Below are 18,212 nucleotides of genomic sequence, written 5' to 3'. Positions count from 1 at the left end.
CTTATAGGAGAAGCTCCGTGGTCTGTCCCAGTGTCATGCTAAAAATGTCTAAGCCTGCCCGGGTGGTGCGGTGAGCGTCGCGATCATCGGCGGGACGGGCATCGACCAGCTGGCCGGCTTCGAGCCCACCGGCGGCGAGACGCCCGAGACGCCCTACGGGCCACCCTCCGGACCGGTCGAGAAGGGGGCTGTCGAAGGCGTGCCGGTCCTGTTCCTGCAGCGCCACGGCAAGCCGCGCGCCCTGCCACCGCACCGCATCAATTATCGCGCCAACCTCTGGGCGCTGCGCGAACTGGGAGCGGCCGCCGTGGTCGCCGTCAATGCCGTGGGCGGTATCCACGAGGCCTGCACCCCGGGGCGGCTGGTGCTGCCGGACCAGCTCATCGATTACACCTGGGGTCGAGAGCACACGGTAGACGACGGGGGTGACAGCCCCGTGCGCCACTGCGATTTCACCGAGCCCTACGACCCGGCACTGCGCCGGGCACTGCTCATGGCCGCGCAGGAAGCGGGGATTGCCTGTCGCGACGGCGGCGTTCTCGGCGTCACGCAGGGGCCGCGGCTGGAGACGGCTGCAGAAATCCGTCGGCTCCGGGGGGACGGCTGCGATCTGGTGGGCATGACCGGTATGCCGGAAGCATCACTGGCCCGGGAGCTCGAGCTGCCCTATGCATCCATTTGCATGGTCGTGAATGCGGCCCCCGGGCTGGACGATCAGCCGCTCACGCTGGCGGCGATGGGCGAGGTGCTGGCCCGGGAGGCGGGTGCTGTGGCGGCGCTCTTGCGCGCCTTCCTCACGGCGCGTCGTCGGGTCTAGGCAGGGCCCCTTCGCGGCCGTGGCGTTCGGCCCAGGCCGGGTCCGCGAGTTGCTCGCCCAGGGCCTCGAGTTCCGCGGGCGCCAGCGGTTCGAGGCGCACGACCACGCCGAAGAGCGGATGGTCCAGGTAATGCGTTTCTTCGCTGCGCATGCGCCGCTCGGCCTCTAGCACGATGCTGTGACGCCAGGGCCAGCCGCCGGCGGCGTTCGGGTCTTCCGGGAGGCGCTGGCTCTTCGCACCCGGCTCCGCTCCTGGTGTATCGCCCCCCGCGCCCGGTTCCGCGCTTCCTGCCGCGCGTGCCGCCAGCCCTGGTTCCCCGGGCAGGAGCCCCTTCCGCTGAGCGTCTGCGGTTTCCTCCCCTTCCGGGCCCGGCCGCGGCGGGCCATCCCGCGTCGGAGTGCCCTCCGCCAGGTGCGCGTCCGGGCGCGGCGGCTCGCCGGCCAGCAGCGCTTCTGCCGGGTCCCGGCGCGGGAGAGGCGCCGGCTCCAGGGCCAGGGAGGCCGGGGCGAGGGGCGGCGCATCGGCCTGCCAGCCTTCAGGCAGGTAGCTGCCTTCGGTATTGAGCCAGAGGGCCGTTTCCAGGTGCAGGTAGCGGGAGAGGTAGAGACGCACGCTGCCCTGGAGCCGCGGCCAGGGCGCCTGGTCAGGATCCCCGGAGCGATCGAGGAGCAGGGGGATCGCGTCGGCCTCGGCGGTGAGCGGCTGCAGCCAGGCTTGGTGCCAGAGCACCTCGTAACCGTCGTCGCGGGCCAGGCGTGCGGCGGGCAGTGCCCTTGTATCAAGGGCGGTGAAGGCGGGCGGCAGCGGGGGCGGGGTGTTCGGATCGGGCGCGGTCCCGGGGTCGTTCGGATCCCCCGGCTGTGCGGCGCCGACGTGACCGTCGGGCCGCTCGGGCTCGAGGGGCAGCAGGGTGAGCAGGTCCGGCACGACCGGCGGTGGCCCGTTCGGGTCCGGTGCGACGGCCGGCGGCGCGAGGCGCAGCCGCTGCCGGCCGCGGTCGTCGATGCGGCTTTCGGCGCCGGGGTGAGCGGCGAGGCGCCGGTCGGCGAGGGCGCGGTCGACCAGGAAGCGGAAGCGCTCCGGGTAGGCGGTCTCCGGATAGACGGGCCAGGCCTCGGCCTCCAGCGCGGCCGCGTCCAGGTAGCGGAAGACCAGCAGTTCCACGCGATACCAGGGGGGTGCCTGGGCGTCCTCCTCGCCCAGGGCGGGCAGCGTCGCGAGGGCGGCGGCCAGGGCGAGGGCCGGGAGGCGCTCAGGCAGCAGGCGCATTGACGCCGGCGGCAAAGCGGTCGAGGAGCTTCTCCGCCAGGGCGACGCGTTGCGCGGGCTCCGGCAGCCGGGCGCGGATGCGGAGACGCGTGGCGCCGGCGAGCTGGTAGCCGGCGGGGTCGCCCTGTACGAGAGTGACGAGAGTCATGGGATCGACAGCAGTGGATTCCCGAAAATCGATGGTACCACCCTCCGGGCCGAGCTCAAGGTTGCTGATGCCCAGGGGTTCTGCGGCCACGCGCAGGCGGCCGATGGTGAACAGCTGTTTCACCGGATCCGGCAGCAGCCCGAAGCGGTCGATCATCTCCACCTGCAGCTCGCGGAGGGCGCTGTCGCTCCCGGCCGCGGCGATGCGCTTGTACAGCACGAGGCGTGTGTTGGTATCCGGGAGGTAGTCCTCGGGAATCAGCGCCGGCACGTGGAGGTTGATCTCCGTGCCCGCCGCGAGGGGGGCGTCGACGTCGGGCAGCTCGCCGCGGCGCAGCGCGGCCACCGCGCGCTGGAGCATGTCGAGGTACATGCCGAAGCCCACGCTCTGGATCTGCCCGCTCTGCTCGTCGCCGAGCAGTTCGCCGGCGCCGCGGATTTCGAGGTCGTGGGTGGCCAGCTGGTAGCCGGCGCCGAGGTCGCCCGCGGCCTCGATGGCGTCGAGGCGCTTGGCGGCGTCGGCGGTCATCGCCGAGCGGGGCGGGCAGAGCAGGTAGGCATAGGCCTGGTGGTGCGACCGGCCGACGCGGCCCCGGAGCTGGTGCAGCTGGGCGAGGCCGAAGCGGTCTGCGCGCTCGAGGATGATGGTATTGGCATTGGGGATATCGATCCCGGTCTCGATGATGGTCGTGCACACGAGCACGTGGGCGCGCTTGTGATAGAAGTCCGCCATCACCCGCTCGAGCTCCGTCTCGCGCAGCTGGCCGTGGGCGACGGCGACGGAGAGACCCGGCAGCAGCTCCCGCAGCTTGCGCGCCGTCTCTTCGATGGTGCGCACCTCGTTGTGCAGGTAGAACACCTGGCCGCCGCGCAGGGTCTCGCGGAGCACGGCCTCCTTGACCAGGGCGGCGCTCTGCTCCCGGACGAAGGTCTTGATGGACAGGCGCCGCGCGGGGGGCGTGGCGATGATGGAGAGGTCGCGCATGCCGCCGAGGGCCATGTTCAGCGTGCGCGGGATCGGCGTCGCCGTGAGCGTGAGGATGTCGACCTGCGCCCGCAGCGCCTTGATCGCGTCTTTCTGCTTGACGCCGAAGCGGTGTTCCTCGTCGATGACCAGGAGACCCAGGTCCTTGAAGCGGAAGTCGCTCTGCAGCAGCTTGTGCGTGCCCACGAGGATGTCGATCTCGCCGGCGGCCATGCGTTCACTGATCCGCCGTACCTCGGCCGCCGTGCGGAAGCGCGACAGCACCTCCACCTTCCAGGGCCAGTCGGCGAAGCGGTCCGAGAGCGAGCTGTGATGCTGCTGCGCAAGAAGCGTGGTGGGCACCAGCATCGCGACCTGTTTGCCGCTGGTCACGGCGACGAAGGCGGCGCGCATGGCCACCTCGGTCTTGCCGAAGCCCACGTCGCCGCAGACCAGCCGGTCCATCACCCGCTCGCTCTGCATGTCGTCGAGCACGGCGGCGATCGCCGCTTCCTGGTCCGGGGTTTCCTCGAAGGGGAAGGCCGCGGCGAAGCGGGCATAGTCGTCCTGCGGCAGTTCGAACGCGAAGCCCGTGCGGGCCTCCCGCCGGGCATAGACCTCGAGCAGCTGCGCCGCCACGTCCGAGGCTTTTTCGCTCGCCTTGCGGCGCGCCCGTTCCCATTGGCCGGAACCGAGCCGGTGCAGTGGCGCCAGCTCCGGCTCGCTGCCGGAGTAGCGGCTGATCAGGTGCAACGACGCCACGGGCACGTAGAGTCGTGCCCCATCGGCGTATTCGAGGGTCAGGAACTCCGCATCGGCACCATCGACGGCCAGGTTGGTGAGGCCGACATAGCGGCCCACGCCATGCTCGAGGTGGACCACTGGTGCGCCCGGGCGGAGCTCGTTGAGGTCGCGGAAGACGGCGTCCGTGTCGGCGGTCGCTTCCCGCTTGCGTCGCCGTCGCTGTGCAACCCGCGTCCCGTAGAGCTGGGCCTCGCACAGCAGCATGGGCTCGCCGGGGCCGAAATAGAGGCCCCGGTCGATGGGGGCGACGGCAATCGCGAGGGGCGCGGGGTCGGCGAGGAAGGCCGGCCAGCTGTTCACGGGGACGGGGTCGATGCCGGTGGCGGCGAGGGATTCGCGCAGCACCTCCCGGCGCCCCGCGGATTCGGCGCAGAGCAGCACAGGGCCGTCATGGCTCTCGGTGAGCGCGGCCAACCGCGCCGGCAGTTCGCTGCGGTTGCTGCCGTCACTGCGCGGCGGCTCCATGGCGCCGCTTGCCACATGGACCGGCGCGTCGCTGTCCAGGCGCAGTTCCAGTACTGCGTGCCCCCTGAGCCGGCTGTAGAGTTCCTCGACCGGCAGGAAGCCCACGGCGGGCGGCAGTAGGGGGCGCCTCGGGTCGATGCCGTACTCGCTGTGCCGCTCCGCGATCTCGCCCCAGAACCGCTGCGACGCCTCGTAGTGGCGACCCACGGTGACCACGGCGGCGTCATCGGGCAGGTACTCGAAGAGGGTCTCGCAGTGGTCGAAAAACAGCGGCAGGTAGTACTCGCAGCCGCCGGGGACACGGCCCGCGCTCACTTCCGTGAACACCGTGCTCTGGTCCGGGTCGCCCTCGAACTGTTCGAACCAGTTCTGCTGGAAGCGTGCGATGGCGTCCCTGGTCAGGGGGAACTCCCGTGCCGGCAGCAGGCGCACCGCGTCCATGCGCGCCACTGTGCGCTGCGTTTCCGGGTCGAAGGTGCGCAGCGTGTCCACCTCATCGTCGAGGAGGTCGATGCGGTAGGGCAGGGGTGAGCCCATGGGGAAAATGTCGATGAGGGCACCGCGGAGCGCGAACTCGCCGTGCTCATAGACCGTTTCCACGTGGCGGTAGCCGCTGCGCTCGAGGCGCCGGCGGAAGCGGTCGATATCGAGGGCGCTGCCGGTCTCCAGCATCAGGCTGGCACCGAGCACGTAGTCGCGAGGCGGCAGCCGGTGCATGAGCGTCGACACCGGCACGATGAGAATGCCCGCGTCCAGGGCCGGCAGGCGATAGAGTGTCTGCAGACGCTCGGAAACGATGTCCTGGTGCGGCGAGAAGTGGTCGTAGGGCAGGGTCTCCCAGTCTGGCAGCGCCAGCACTTCCGTGCCCGCTTCGACGAAGAAAGGCAGTTCGCGCTCGAGGGCCAGGGCGGCCTGCGTGTCCTCGGCGATGACCAGCAGCAGCCGGCCGTCGCCGGCGAGCTCGGCGATGCAGGCACTCCCCGCGCTACCCGGGAAGGGACCGGCGGCGGTACGGGAGCCGGCCCGGGCGGGCCAGGGCGTTGCGAGGAGCCTGTCTTTGAACATGAGGGACGTGCTGCGCCGAAAGGGCGCAGTATTGTAAGGGCTTCACCGCAGTCGCTCCAGCGAGTGGACGCCCGGCGCCCGCCGGGCCTTCCTTGCGGCGCCCGTGCCGGAAATAGATAATGCGCGCTTCGCGCCGAGACCCCCGGAGAAAAAAGCCGTGAACGACCGCAAGAGACCCCGCCCGGACGACTACTTCCGCGACTGGAAAGAGCGCGAGGCGCTCGCCGAAGCCATGATCCCCACGGTCGGCCGGCTCGCCCGGGAGAACAGCGTCAAGTGCTACATCTACGGCCGCGCCATGGTCAACCGCTCCGTGCTGGAGATCATGAAGGCACACCGCTACGTGCGCCAGGTCGAGGGCAACGAGCTGTCGGAGTTCGAGACCTCCCGGGTGCTCGATATTCTCGGCAAGCTGGAGCTCGGTCCGGCGCACATCGATGTCGGGCGTCTCAGCGTCGATTACTTCGACAAGCACCGCGGCGAGGGCCGCAGCCTTGAGGACTACGTGCGCGACGAGGTCGCGGACCTCATCGGCAGCACCGAGAAGCCCGTGGACGGGCCCGTCGACGTGGTGCTCTACGGCTTCGGCCGGATCGGCCGGCTCATGGCCCGCATTCTCATCGACAAGACCGATGGCGGCGACGGCCTGCGCCTGCGCGCCGTGGTCGTGCGCAAGGGCAAGGCGCCGAACGACCTGGTCAAGCGCGCGAGTCTCCTGCGCCGGGACTCGGTCCATGGCGCCTTTGACGGCACCATCCGCGTCGATGAGGAGCGCCAGTCCTTTGTTGCCAACGGCAACGAGGTGAAGGTGATCTACGCCGACTCGCCGGACAGCATCGACTACACCGCCCACGGCATCAACAACGCCATTGTCGTGGACAACACCGGCGTCTGGCGCGACGAGGAGGGCCTCAGCCAGCACCTGAAGTCAACGGGTGTTGCCAAGGTGATCCTCACGGCACCGGGCAAGGGCGACCTGAAGAACATCGTCGCCGGCATCAACAGCGACGCCATCGAGCCGACGGACCGGATCATCTCCGCGGCGTCCTGCACGACCAACGCCATCGTGCCGCCGCTGAAGGCCCTCGATGACAGGTTCGGCATCGTGACCGGACACGTGGAGACGGTGCACGCCTACACCAACGACCAGAACCTCATCGACAACTACCACAAGGCGGACCGGCGCGGCCGCAGCGCCCCCCTGAACATGGTGCTGACGGAGACCGGCGCCGCCAAGGCCGTGGCCAAGGTCCTGCCGCAGTTGCATGGCAGGCTCACCGGCAACGCGATCCGGGTGCCGACGCCCAACGTGTCGATGGCGATCCTGAACCTGACCCTTGGGCGGGAGACGACGGTGGAGGAGCTGAACGAGTACATGCGCGGTGTGGCGCTGCACTCGGACATGCGCAAGCAGATCGACTACTCCAACTCCCCGGAGGTTGTGTCCTCGGACTTCGTGGGCTCGCGTACCGCGTGCGTTTACGACGCCCAGGCGACGATCGTCAACGGCAGTCACGTGGTGGTCTATCTCTGGTACGACAACGAGTTCGGCTACAGCTGCCAGGTGCACCGTATCCTCGAGCAGATGGCCGGCATTCACTACCGGGTCTATCCGAAGGAGCACTGACACCGGCGCGCCGCGGGGTATATTTGCGCCCCGCGACAGTGGCACATGCTGTGCACGTTTCGCTATAATGCGCGCGCCCGAAGCGGCGTCGCTGCCGTCTCCCGGCCTCCCGCGGGTCGGACTCCCGCAAGTAAGGGTACGCCCGGCGCGCCCTTCCGGTTTGGTTTGCGTCCTACGTCACTGGTTTTTTGAACCGCAGGCAGTTTGCATGATCAAAATCAAGAGGGGCCTGGATATCCCTATCCAGGGCGCACCCCAGCAGGTCATCCACGATGTGCCGCCGGCCCGCGCGGTCGCCGTCATCGGCTTCGACTACCCCGGCATGAAGCCGACCATGGAAGTGAGCGAGGGCGACCGGGTCAGGCTCGGCGATGTCCTGTTCACCGACAAGAAAACCCCGGGTGTCACCTACACGGCCCCCGCTGCGGGGACGGTGAGCGCGATCAACCGCGGTGCCAGGCGCGTGCTGCAGTCGGTCGTCATCGAGGTGGACGGTGAAGACGCGGTGGATTTCGGCGCCCACAGCGCCGACGCTGCGCGCAGCCTCGACGGCCCGGCGGTGCGCGACACGCTGGTAAAATCCGGCCTCTGGACCGCGCTGCGCACCCGGCCCTTCAGCAAGGTGCCGGCCCTGGATGCGGAGCCCGCCGCGATCTTCGTCACCGCCATCGATACGCATCCGCTGGCCGCGGACCCCGCCGTTATCATCGCTGAACAGTCCGACGCCTTTGCCCTGGGCCTCGACCTGCTCGCAGGTCTCACGGGTGGGAAGACCTGGCTGTGCACAGCGCCCGGCGCGGACATTCCTGCGGGCACGGCGGCGACCATCGAGCGCGCCGAGTTCGACGGACCGCACCCGGCCGGCCTGCCAGGCACGCACATTCACTTCCTCCTCGGGGTGACCGCCGAGCGCACTGCCTGGCATATCGGATACCAGGATGTCATTGCCATTGGCCGCCTGTTCCTCGACGGCCGTCTCTACACGGACCGGGTCATTGCCCTGGCCGGCCCGCAGGTGGAGAGCCCGAGGCTCGTGCGCACCCGCATCGGCGCCGACCTCGAAGCGCTGGTCGCCGGTGAGGTGAAGGGTGGCGACAACCGGGTCGTATCCGGCTCTGTCCTCGGTGGCCGTCGCGTCCGCAGTGCCACGAGTTACCTCGGGCGCTACCACAACCAGGTCTCCGTCCTCGCCGAGGGGCGGGACCGGGAACTGCTCGGCTGGCTGAGCCCCGGGCGCGACCGGCACTCCAACCTGCGCATCTACCTGAGCAGCCTGCTGGGCACGCGGCCGCTGCCCATGACGACCACCACCAATGGCAGCGAGCGCGCGATGGTGCCGGTGGGCAGCTACGAGACCGTCGTTCCCATGGACATGCTGCCGACGCAGTTGCTGCGTTCACTGATCGTCGGCGATACGGAAACGGCCCAACTCCTCGGGGCCCTGGAACTGGACGAGGAAGACGTGGCGCTGTGCACTTACGTGTGTCCCGGCAAGTACGAGTACGGGCCGATCCTTCGGGATAACCTGACGCGCATCGAGAAGGAGGGCTGACGTGAGCCTGCGCAAGATCCTCGACAACTACGAGCACCACTTCCAGGAGGGGGGGCGCTTCGAGAAGTTCTATCCGCTCTTCGAGGCGGTGGACACCTTCCTGTACTCACCGTCCTCCGTTACCCGCACCACGGCCCACGTCCGCGACGGCATCGACCTGAAGCGCATCATGATTACGGTCTGGCTGGCGGTGTTCCCGGCCATGCTCTGGGGCATGTACAACCTCGGCTACCAGGCCAACGACATCCTTGCCCAGACCGGCGGCACCGTGGACGGCTGGCGCGGTGCGGTCATCGGTGCCCTGGGCGGCTACGACCCGGCCAGCGTGTGGGACTGCTTCCTGTTCGGCGCCCTGTATTTCCTGCCTATCTATGCGGTGACCTTCCTCGTGGGCGGGTTCTGGGAGGTGCTCTTCGCCATCAAGCGGGGCCACGAGGTCAACGAGGGCTTCTTCGTCACCTCAATTCTTTTTGCCCTGATCTGCCCGCCGGACCTGCCGCTCTGGCAGGCGGCCATGGGCATCAGCTTCGGCGTCGTCATCGGCAAGGAGGTGTTCGGCGGCACCGGCAAGAACTTCCTCAACCCGGCGCTCACCGGCCGCGCCTTTCTCTACTTTGCCTACCCCGCCCAGCTGTCCGGCGACGCCGTGTGGACGGCCGTGGACGGCTACACCGGCGCGACCCCGCTGGGCGTGGTCGCTGCCCAGGGCATGACGGGGCTCCAGGACAGCTACAGCTGGATGCAGGCTTTCGTCGGCGCGATCCCCGGCTCCATCGGCGAGACTTCCACGCTGGCCATCCTCATCGGCGGTGCCTGGCTGCTGGCGACGCGGATCGCCTCCTGGCGCATCGTCGCCGGCGTGTTCCTGGGCATGTTCCTGTTCTCGAGCTTCCTGAACCTGGTGGGCTCCGACAGCAACCCCGCGTTCTCCATGCCCTGGTACTGGCACCTGGTGGTCGGCGGCTTCGCCTTCGGCATGTTCTTCATGGCGACCGACCCGGTTTCCGCCGCCATGACCAACACCGGCCGCTGGTGCTTCGGTCTGCTCATCGGCTTCATGACCGTGCTGATCCGGGTGATCAATCCGGCCTTCCCGGAGGGCATCATGCTGGCGATCCTGTTCGCCAACCTGTTCGCGCCGATCATGGATCACTTCGTCATCCAGGCCAATATCAAGCGGAGGCTTGCCCGTGTCTAGCAATGACTCCATCAAGAAGATCGTCACGGTCGCGTTCGCGCTCTGCATCGTCTGCTCCATCGTGGTCTCCACGGCGGCCGTGATCCTCAAGCCGGCGCAGGAGGCCAACAAGGACCTCGACCGCAAGCGCAACATTCTCGCTGCTGCCGGCATGCTGGAAGAGGGCAAGACCGTCGACGAACTGTTCCAGCGCATCGAGGCGCGCTATGTCGACCTGCGCACGGGCGAATTCGCCGCGGAGGTGCCGGACGGCTACAACCAGCGCGCCGCGAGCAAGTCGCCCAACCTCTCTACGGATCTCGAGGAGGACCCGGCAAAAATCGGCCGGCGCGCCGACTACGCGGAGGTGTATCTCGTGCAGGGGACCGGCGGCGGGCTGGACAAGGTCATCCTGCCGATTCACGGTTACGGCCTGTGGTCTACGCTATACGGGTTCATCGCCCTCGAGTCCGACGTCAACACCGTCGCCGGCCTCGGCTTCTACGAGCACGGTGAGACCCCGGGCCTGGGCGGCGAGGTGGACAACCCGCGCTGGAAGTCCCAGTGGCCGGGCAAGCAGGTCTACCGCGACGGCGAGGCCGCGATTGCGCTCGCGAAGGGCGCTGTCGACAAGGAGAGCCCGAACGCGCCCTGGCGCGTCGACGGGCTCTCCGGTGCCACGCTCACGGCGCGCGGCGTAACCAACCTCGTCCAGTTCTGGCTGGGCGAGCAGGGCTTCAAGCCCTTCCTCGACAACCTGAAGACGGGAGACGCCTGACATGCAGAACGTCAAGGAAGCACTGACCACACCGATTTTCAGGAACAATCCCATTGCGTTGCAGATCCTCGGTATCTGCAGCGCACTGGCCGTGACCTCGTCGCTACAGGTGACCCTTGTCATGTGTGTGGCGCTGACCTTCGTGGTGGCGTTTTCGAACCTTTTCATCGCCGCCATCCGCCACCACATCCCCGGCAGCATCCGCATCATCGTGCAGATGACGATCATCGCCTCGCTGGTGATTCTCGTGGACGAGGTGCTCAAGGCGGTCGCCTACGACATCAGCAAGCAGCTGTCTGTGTTCGTGGGGCTGATCATCACCAACTGCATCGTCATGGGGCGGGCGGAAGCCTTCGCCATGAAAAACCCGCCGCTGCCGAGCTTCTTCGATGGTGTCGGCAACGGCCTTGGCTACTCGGTAGTGCTGATTGCCGTCGCGGTGGTGCGCGAGCTGTTCGGCGCCGGCAAGCTCATGGGCATCGAGATCCTGCCGCTGGCCACCGAGGGCGGCTGGTACGTCCCCAACGGCCTGCTGCTGCTGCCGCCGAGCGCCTTCTTCCTCATCGGCCTGTTTATCTGGGCGCTGCGCAGCTGGGACGCCAAGCAGGTGGAGGAGCCCGATTTCCGCCTGGCGCCCCACACGCCCGCTGAGGAGACCGCGTAATGGAATACTACCTGAGCCTCTTTGTCCGCTCGATCTTCATCGAGAACATGGCGCTGGCCTTCTTCCTGGGCATGTGCACCTTCCTCGCCGTGTCCAAGAAAGTGCAGGCGGCTCTCGGCCTCGGCATCGCCGTGATCGTGGTGCTGACGATCACCGTGCCGGTGAACAACCTCATCTACAACTACCTCCTCGCCGACGGCGCCCTCGCCTGGGCGGGGCTCCCGGAGATGGACCTGTCCTTCCTCGGCCTGCTGTCCTACATCGGCGTGATCGCCGCCATCGTGCAGATCCTCGAGATGTTCCTCGACAAGTACGTGCCGGCACTCTACAACGCCCTCGGCGTGTTCCTGCCGCTGATCACCGTGAACTGCGCCATCCTCGGCGCGTCGTTGTTCATGGTGGAAAGAGACTACAATTTCGGCGAGAGCGTGGTCTTCGGCGCCGGCGCCGGCGTCGGCTGGGCCCTGGCCATCGTGGCCCTTGCGGGTATCCGCGAGAAGCTCAAATACAGCGATGTCCCGGACGGCCTGCAGGGTCTCGGCATCACGTTCATCACCGTCGGGCTCATGTCCCTCGGCTTCATGTCCTTTGGCGGTATCGACATCTAGGGAACTAGCGACATGGATTTGACTATCGTCTACGGCGTCGGGATGTTCACGGCCATCGTGCTCGCGCTGGTCATGGTGATTCTCTTTGCCCGGGCGCGCCTGGTGAGCTCCGGCAACGTCAACATCGAGATCAACGGCGAGAAGACCATCACGGTCCCGGCCGGGGGCAAGCTGCTGCAGACGCTCGCCGATCAGGACCTTTTCCTCGCCTCCGCCTGCGGTGGCGGCGGTACCTGCGCGCAATGCAAGTGCATCATCAAGGAGGGCGGCGGCGCCATGCTGCCCACCGAGGAATCCCACTTCACGCGCCGCGAGGCCAACGAGGGCTGGCGCCTGTCCTGCCAGACCGCGGTCAAGCAGGACATGAAGATCCAGGTCCCGGAGGAGGTCTTCGGGGTCAAGCAGTGGGAGTGCACGGTCGAGAGCAACCCGAACGTTGCGACCTTCATCAAGGAGCTGACCCTGAAGCTGCCGGAGGGCGAGAACGTCGACTTCCGCGCCGGTGGCTATGTGCAGCTCGAGTGCCCGCCGCACCACGTCAAGTTCAGCGACTTCGACGTCGACGAGGAGTACCGCGGCGACTGGGAGCGCTTCGGCTTCTTCAACCTCGAGTCGAAGTGCGACGAGACCACGATCCGCGCCTACTCCATGGCGAACTACCCGGAAGAGAAGGGCGTGGTGAAGTTCAATATCCGCATCGCGACGCCGCCCCCGGGCAGCGAGGGCATCCCGCCCGGCATCATGTCGTCCTGGGTCTTCAACCTGAAGCCCGGCGACAAGGTCAAGGTGTACGGGCCTTTCGGCGAGTTCTTCGCGAAGGACACGGACGCCGAGATGGTCTTCATCGGCGGCGGTGCCGGCATGGCCCCCATGCGCTCGCACATCTTCGACCAGCTCAAGCGCCTGAACAGCAAGCGCAAGATCAGCTTCTGGTACGGCGCCCGGTCCCTGCGCGAGATGTTCTACGTCGAGGATTTCGACGGCCTGGCCGCGGAGAACGACAACTTCGACTGGCATGTGGCCCTGTCGGACCCGCAGCCCGAGGACAACTGGGAGGGCCTCACCGGCTTCATCCACAATGTTCTCTACGAGGAGTACCTCAAGGACCACCCGGCACCCGAGGACTGCGAATACTACATGTGCGGCCCGCCGATGATGAACGCGGCCTGCATCCAGATGCTCACGGACCTCGGCGTCGAGCCCGAGAATATTATGCTGGACGACTTCGGCGGCTGATGCAGCCGGGGCTCGCGAAGAGCCACCGCCCTGTGCGGTCGCTTTTTTTTGGGGTTGCGCGGATCCTCGGCACGGATGGTGGCGGGTGGCCCCGTAAGGATGCGAAGAACCTTTGCCTGGGGGCGCTGCTGGCGCTCCTGGCCGCCTGCGGGGGCGAGCCGCAGGATCTGCGCCTGGAAGGCCGCACCATGGGCACGCGCTGGCACCTCACGGTGCCGGGCGGCGCCGCGGCCGGGGAAGCGCTGCAAGCCGCGATCGATGCCGAGCTCGAGGCCGTCAACGCCAGCATGTCGACCTGGCTTGAGGACTCGGAGATCAGCCGCTTCAACCGCCTGCCGGCGGGCGCAACCATGACCGTGTCGCCGAGCTTTGCGGCAGTGCTCGAGGCAGCGCTCGCCATCGGCAGGACCAGCGGTGGTGCCTACGACGTGACCGTCGCCCCGCTGGTCGACCTGTGGGGTTTCGGCCCGGAAGGGCCCCGGGACGGCATCCCGGACAGTGCGGCCGTGGCGGAAACACGCTACCGCGTGGGGCAGAGCAAGCTGGACTGGAACCCGGACAGCCGTCGCCTTGGCAAGCGCGCCCCGGTCTCCCTCGACTTTTCTTCCATCGCCAAGGGCTATGCGGTGGACCGGGTTGCCGGCCTCCTGGAGGCGCGCGGCCTGGCGAATTACCTGGTCGAGATCGGCGGCGAGATGCGCGTGGCCGGCCGGAGCCCGCGCAGCGACGCCTGGCGCGTGGCCGTGGAGCGCCCCCAGGCCGGGGCCCGCGCCGTGGCCCGGGGCATCGCCCTGAGCGACGGCGCGATAGCCACCTCGGGCGATTACCGCAACTTTTTCACTGTGGGCGAGGTGCGCTATTCGCACATGATCGACCCGCGCACCGGCGCGCCCGTGACCCATGATGTCGTGTCTGTTACGGTGATTCACAAGTCCTGCATGGTCGCGGACGGCTGGGCCACGGCGCTCGCCGTGCTCGGGCGCGAGGCCGCGCTCGAAGTGGCCGACGAGGCGGGCCTTGCGGTATATTTGCTCGCCCGCGAAGGCGATGGCTTCAAGGAATACAGTTCGCCCGCCTTCGCACCGTACCTCGCCGGCAGCAGCGAGGAATAGGAGACTGCAATGCTCGTTTTCGTGCTGACGGTAATCATCATGGGCCTGGTCGTCACCGCCATGGCCGTTGGCGTGCTGGCCGGCCGCGAGCCGATCAAGGGCTCCTGCGGCGGTCTCGGCGCGATCGGCATCAACCAGTCCTGCGAGATCTGCGGCGGTGACCCCGCCCGCTGTGACGAGGAGAAAGGCGAGGCCGGCGAGGCGTCTTTCTATGACGCCGCCTCCTACGACGCCGCGTCCCACGACACCGCCTCCCGCGACATCAGCAGTCGCTGACCGCCGGTGGGTTATCCCGCCTTCATCGGGCTTCGCTACAGTTTCAGCCGCCAGCGCAACCGCTTCACCACCCTCGTCAGCCTGGTTTCCATGCTGGGCATGGTCATCGGTGTGGCCAGCCTGATCGTCGTGCTGTCCGTGATGAATGGCTTTGCCGGCGAACTCCGGGGGCGGATCCTCGCCCTCGTTCCGCACGGGTACCTCCTGTTCGACAGCCCGGCGCTGGCAGAGGACTGGCAGAGCCTGGCGGACCGCGTCGCCAGCGACCCGGCGGTGCTCGGAGTCGCTCCCTACCGAGAGGAAAAGGCGCTGCTTGGCGCCGGCCGAGGGCAGCGCGGGGTGCAACTGACCGGTATCGACACCGCGCGGGAAGGGGAGGTGTCGCGCATGCCCGGCACGCTTGTCGCCGGACGCCTCGACGCCCTCGACGAAGCGCCGTTCCGCGTGGTTCTCGGGGCCTCTCTCGCCCGCATGCTCGGCGTCAGTATCGGCGATTCGGTGCGCGTGACCCTGCCGCGCTTTACCGCTACCCCCCTGGGCCTGTTTCCCCGTAGCCGGCGGCTCGAGGTGGTGGGCCTGTTCCGGGTCGGTGCGGAGCAGGACGCTAAGCTCGCCTACGTGTCGCTGGATACGGCCAACCGCCTCCTCGGTGGCACCGGGGCGCCGACGGGCCTGAAGCTGCGCACCGCCGATCTCTTCGAGGCGCCGGCGACCCTCGAGCGGTTGGCCGCCGGGCTCCCGCACGGCGTCCGAGCGCTGCCCTGGAGTGACACCCAGGGTTCGCTGTTCCGGGCCGTGCGCATGGAAAAACTGACCGTGAGCCTGCTGCTGCTGAGCGTGGTTGCCGTCGCCGCTTTCAACATTGTCGCTACCCTGGTCATGTCCGTAGCGGAAAAACGGGAGGACATTGCCGTGCTGCGTACCCTTGGAGCGGACCCGCCGGCGATTTTGCGGCTCTTCGTGGTCCACGGGGCTGCGCTTGCCGTCCTCGGGGTAGCCCTGGGCGCCGTGCTCGGCGTCCTGCTGGCGCTGTCTGTCGACCGCATCGCCGCTGTCCTCGAGGGCCTGCTGCAGGCGCGCCTCTTCGACCCGGCCGTCTACTTCATCACCGGCCTGCCCGCGGAACTGCGCTGGTCCGACGTGGTGACAGTGGTCGCCGCGTCCCTGGGCCTGGGGGTCTTGGCCACGCTGTACCCGGCCTGGCGTGCGTCCCGGGTGGCGCCGGCGGAGGCGCTCCGCCGTGGCTGAGCCGGTGCTGCGCTGCAGTGACCTCGGCAAGGTCTACCGGGACGGCAGCCGGGAGGTGGAAGTCCTGCGCGGGGTCGAGCTCTCGCTGGCGGCGGGGGAGCGGCTCGCCATTGTCGGCGCCAGCGGCAGCGGCAAGTCGACGCTCCTCAACCTGTTAGGCGGCCTCGACCCGCCGAGCAGCGGCAGCGTCGAAGTCGCCGGGCAGGCCCTCGACCGCCTGCCGGAAAAGGCCCGCTGCCGGTGGCGCAACCGGCACCTGGGCTTTGTCTACCAGTTCCATCACCTGCTCGCCGAGTTCGATGCGGCCGAAAATGTGGCGATGCCCCTGCTCATCGGGGGATTGGCGCGGTCCGAGGCCCTCGAGCGCGCCCGGGCGATGCTCGAGCGGGTGGGGCTCGGGAGCCGGGTCGACCATCGTCCCGGCGCACTTTCCGGGGGTGAACGCCAGCGTGTTGCCATCGCCCGGGCGCTGGTTGCCGCGCCCGGCTGCGTGCTGATGGACGAGCCGACCGGCAACCTCGATCCGGCTTCTGCCGAGCGTGTGCTCGCGCTGATCGACGACCTGGGCCGGGAACGGGCGGCGTTCATCATCGTGACCCATGATCCGGCCATCGCTGCTCGCATGCATCGCACGCTGGTGCTGGAGGACGGTCACCTGGTAGCGGCCGATGCGCAGCGCTGAGCTGGCGCGCATCGCGCTCCGGCACACTTTCGCGGCCCGGCGTGGCCACCTCTCGGTGTTCATGTCCACGCTGGCGATGATCGGCCTGGTACTGGCGATCGCACTCCTGTTGACCGTGCTCTCGGTGATGAACGGCTTCGACCGGGAGATGCGCGAGCGCATCCTCTCGCTCGTTCCGCACATCACCGTGCACGCCGCCCTGGGGGACCGGGATCCCGGCGCCCTGGCCGAGACCCTGCTGGCGCAGCCGACGGTTGTGGAGGCGACGCCCTTTGCAGCTTTCGAAGGGCTCGCCATCGCCGGCGGACAGGTCGAGGCGGTGGCCGGCCTCGGCCTCGAACCCGTCGCCCTCGCCGAGTTCGCCGACCTCGGCTTGAACGGTGCACCGGTCGGCGGCGACGGGCTCTACCTGGGCGCGGCCGTCGCGCGGCGCCTGGGGGCCGTCGCAGGGGACACTATGACGCTGCTCGTGCCCGCCCGCGACGGCCGGGGTGTAGCGGAGACAGGCGCCTACCCCCTCGCCGGGATCATCGAAACGGGCACGGAACTGGACGAGGCGCTCGCGGTGCTGCCGCTGGCGGCAGCGTCGTCGCTCGCGGGCCTGGACGGCGGCGCCAGCGGCCTCAGGCTGCATACCACGGACCTTTTCGACGTCGCGCGGATCCGCCGTGACCTGCTGCCACTCCTGCCCCCGGGCTTCTACCTCACGGACTGGACGCTGACGCACGGCAACCTCTACGAGGCGATCCAGCTTTCGCGCCGGCTGATCACGGTGCTGCTCCTGTCGATCATCGCCGTGGCGGCGTTCAACGTCGTCTCTTCGCTGGTCCTTGTGGTCATGGACAAGCGCGGCAGCATCGCCATCCTGCGCACGCTCGGCGCGACGCCGGGGCAGGTCGGGGCGCTGTTCCTGATGCAGGGCGGCATGATCGGGGTGACCGGGGTGGCCCTGGGCAGCGCTATCGGTTTCCTGGCGAGCCTCGGCGTGCCGAAGGCGGTGGCCGCCGTGGAGCGGCTCCTCGGCGTTCGCTTGCTGGCCACGGATGTCTACCCGGTGTCGTTCATCCCCTCGGATGCGCGCGCCTCGGATTTCGCGCTGGTCGCCGCGGCGGCGCTGCTCATGTGCCTGTGCGCTGCCTGCTATCCGGCCCTTCGCGCGGCCCGCCTTGCGCCGGCTGCGGTGCTCCAGGCCGACCACTAGGAAGCGAGCGTGCCAGCTTTCGGCGCCGCCACTGCAGGCCCACGCGCCAGCGCCAGAGGTTATTGATGACGAAGTAGCCGAGGCTGCCCGAGAACAGGCCGAGGAGCAGGCAGCCGAGCAACAGGGGCTGCCAGATCGACCCCAGCTCGCCGGATAGCCAGCCCCAGCTCAGGCTGAACGCCGGCATGCCCGGCGGCACCCCGAGTACCAGTGCACCCACGCGGTAGGCGAGGTAGATGATCGCCGGGGCCGTGAGCGGGTTGGTGATCCATACCAGGCCCACGCTCAGGGGGAGGTTACAGCGCAGGCGGATGGCGGCGAGGGCCGCGATCAGCATCTGCCCGGGCACGGGCAGGAAAGCCACGAAGGGGCCGACGAAGAAAGCCATGGAAGCCGAATAGCGGTTGATGTGCCAAAGGTTGCCGCTGTAGATCCCTTCCCCGAAACGGTCGAGGGCACCCCAGCGCTTGAGCCGGGCGGGGGAGGGGGCGAGCTGTTTCAGGGTCTTCTTGGGCATTT

The 18,212-nt window shown here is 68.4% G+C and carries 16 protein-coding genes; 13 read left to right on the top strand and 3 right to left on the bottom strand.

Features of this window, described 5'->3' with window-relative positions; genetic code table 11:
- Nucleotides 1-70: 70 nt before the first annotated feature.
- Nucleotides 71-817: an S-methyl-5'-thioinosine phosphorylase gene (locus tag ACX93N_RS01965; protein WP_459426704.1), complete on the top strand. Its 747-nt coding sequence runs from the start codon at nt 71-73 to the stop codon at nt 815-817.
- Here the strand turns inward: ACX93N_RS01965 and ACX93N_RS01960 are convergent.
- A complete protein-coding gene (locus tag ACX93N_RS01960) occupies nt 795-2,087 on the bottom strand; it encodes a CsiV family protein (RefSeq protein ID WP_459426703.1) in 1,293 nt (430 codons plus the stop codon). The genes ACX93N_RS01965 and ACX93N_RS01960 overlap by 23 nt on opposite strands.
- Nucleotides 2,071-5,532: a transcription-repair coupling factor gene (gene mfd, locus ACX93N_RS01955; RefSeq protein ID WP_459426702.1), complete on the bottom strand. Its 3,462-nt coding sequence runs from the start codon at nt 5,530-5,532 to the stop codon at nt 2,071-2,073. Before mfd ends, ACX93N_RS01960 begins: the two co-directional genes overlap by 17 nt.
- 157 nt (nt 5,533-5,689) lie before the next feature.
- Between mfd and ACX93N_RS01950 the strand changes: the two genes are divergently transcribed.
- The 12 genes from ACX93N_RS01950 to ACX93N_RS01895 all read left to right on the top strand — a co-directional run bounded on the left by ACX93N_RS01950 (nt 5,690) and on the right by ACX93N_RS01895 (nt 17,693).
- Complete coding sequence (locus tag ACX93N_RS01950; protein WP_459426701.1) at nt 5,690-7,159, top strand: glyceraldehyde-3-phosphate dehydrogenase; 1,470 nt, start codon at nt 5,690-5,692, stop codon at nt 7,157-7,159.
- A gap of 208 nt (nt 7,160-7,367) precedes the next feature.
- The gene (locus ACX93N_RS01945; protein WP_459426700.1) at nt 7,368-8,711 is read left to right on the top strand and encodes a Na(+)-translocating NADH-quinone reductase subunit A; all 1,344 of its coding nucleotides are present in this window, start codon (nt 7,368-7,370) and stop codon (nt 8,709-8,711) included.
- A 1-nt stretch (nt 8,712) separates the two neighbouring features.
- The gene (locus ACX93N_RS01940; RefSeq protein WP_459426699.1) at nt 8,713-9,909 is read left to right on the top strand and encodes an NADH:ubiquinone reductase (Na(+)-transporting) subunit B; all 1,197 of its coding nucleotides are present in this window, start codon (nt 8,713-8,715) and stop codon (nt 9,907-9,909) included.
- A complete protein-coding gene (locus tag ACX93N_RS01935) occupies nt 9,902-10,666 on the top strand; it encodes a Na(+)-translocating NADH-quinone reductase subunit C (RefSeq protein WP_459426698.1) in 765 nt (254 codons plus the stop codon). The genes ACX93N_RS01940 and ACX93N_RS01935 overlap by 8 nt, the downstream gene beginning before the upstream one ends.
- Before the next feature lies 1 nt (nt 10,667).
- Nucleotides 10,668-11,330: an NADH:ubiquinone reductase (Na(+)-transporting) subunit D gene (locus ACX93N_RS01930; protein WP_459426697.1), complete on the top strand. Its 663-nt coding sequence runs from the start codon at nt 10,668-10,670 to the stop codon at nt 11,328-11,330.
- A complete protein-coding gene (nqrE, locus tag ACX93N_RS01925) occupies nt 11,330-11,938 on the top strand; it encodes an NADH:ubiquinone reductase (Na(+)-transporting) subunit E (protein ID WP_350035624.1) in 609 nt (202 codons plus the stop codon). Before ACX93N_RS01930 ends, nqrE begins: the two co-directional genes overlap by 1 nt.
- 12 nt (nt 11,939-11,950) lie before the next feature.
- Nucleotides 11,951-13,174, top strand: coding sequence for an NADH:ubiquinone reductase (Na(+)-transporting) subunit F (gene nqrF, locus ACX93N_RS01920; RefSeq protein ID WP_459426696.1), 1,224 nt, complete (start codon nt 11,951-11,953; stop codon nt 13,172-13,174).
- 32 nt (nt 13,175-13,206) lie between these two features.
- Complete coding sequence (locus ACX93N_RS01915) at nt 13,207-14,286, top strand: FAD:protein FMN transferase (RefSeq protein WP_459426695.1); 1,080 nt, start codon at nt 13,207-13,209, stop codon at nt 14,284-14,286.
- 9 nt (nt 14,287-14,295) lie between these two features.
- Nucleotides 14,296-14,562 carry a (Na+)-NQR maturation NqrM gene (gene nqrM, locus ACX93N_RS01910; RefSeq protein WP_459426694.1) on the top strand — a complete coding sequence of 89 codons (267 nt, stop codon included), beginning with the start codon at nt 14,296-14,298 and terminating at the stop codon, nt 14,560-14,562.
- 6 nt (nt 14,563-14,568) lie between these two features.
- Entirely contained in the window at nt 14,569-15,810 is a 1,242-nt protein-coding gene (locus ACX93N_RS01905; protein WP_459426693.1) for a lipoprotein-releasing ABC transporter permease subunit, read from the top strand.
- Nucleotides 15,803-16,492, top strand: a complete 690-nt coding sequence (locus ACX93N_RS01900; RefSeq protein ID WP_459426692.1) for an ABC transporter ATP-binding protein — start codon at nt 15,803-15,805, stop codon at nt 16,490-16,492. Before ACX93N_RS01905 ends, ACX93N_RS01900 begins: the two co-directional genes overlap by 8 nt.
- A complete protein-coding gene (locus ACX93N_RS01895; protein ID WP_459426691.1) occupies nt 16,479-17,693 on the top strand; it encodes an FtsX-like permease family protein in 1,215 nt (404 codons plus the stop codon). The genes ACX93N_RS01900 and ACX93N_RS01895 overlap by 14 nt, the downstream gene beginning before the upstream one ends.
- Here ACX93N_RS01895 and ACX93N_RS01890 read toward each other — a convergent pair.
- Nucleotides 17,611-18,210 carry a DUF2062 domain-containing protein gene (locus tag ACX93N_RS01890; protein WP_459426690.1) on the bottom strand — a complete coding sequence of 200 codons (600 nt, stop codon included), beginning with the start codon at nt 18,208-18,210 and terminating at the stop codon, nt 17,611-17,613. The two genes, ACX93N_RS01895 and ACX93N_RS01890, sit on opposite strands and share 83 nt — an antisense overlap.
- Between the last annotated feature and the right edge of the window lie 2 nt (nt 18,211-18,212).

This window comes from Pseudohaliea sp. (assembly GCF_054552115.1).
The sequence above is the reverse complement of the archived record's forward strand: the minus strand, read 5'-3'. Positions and strand labels throughout refer to the sequence as shown.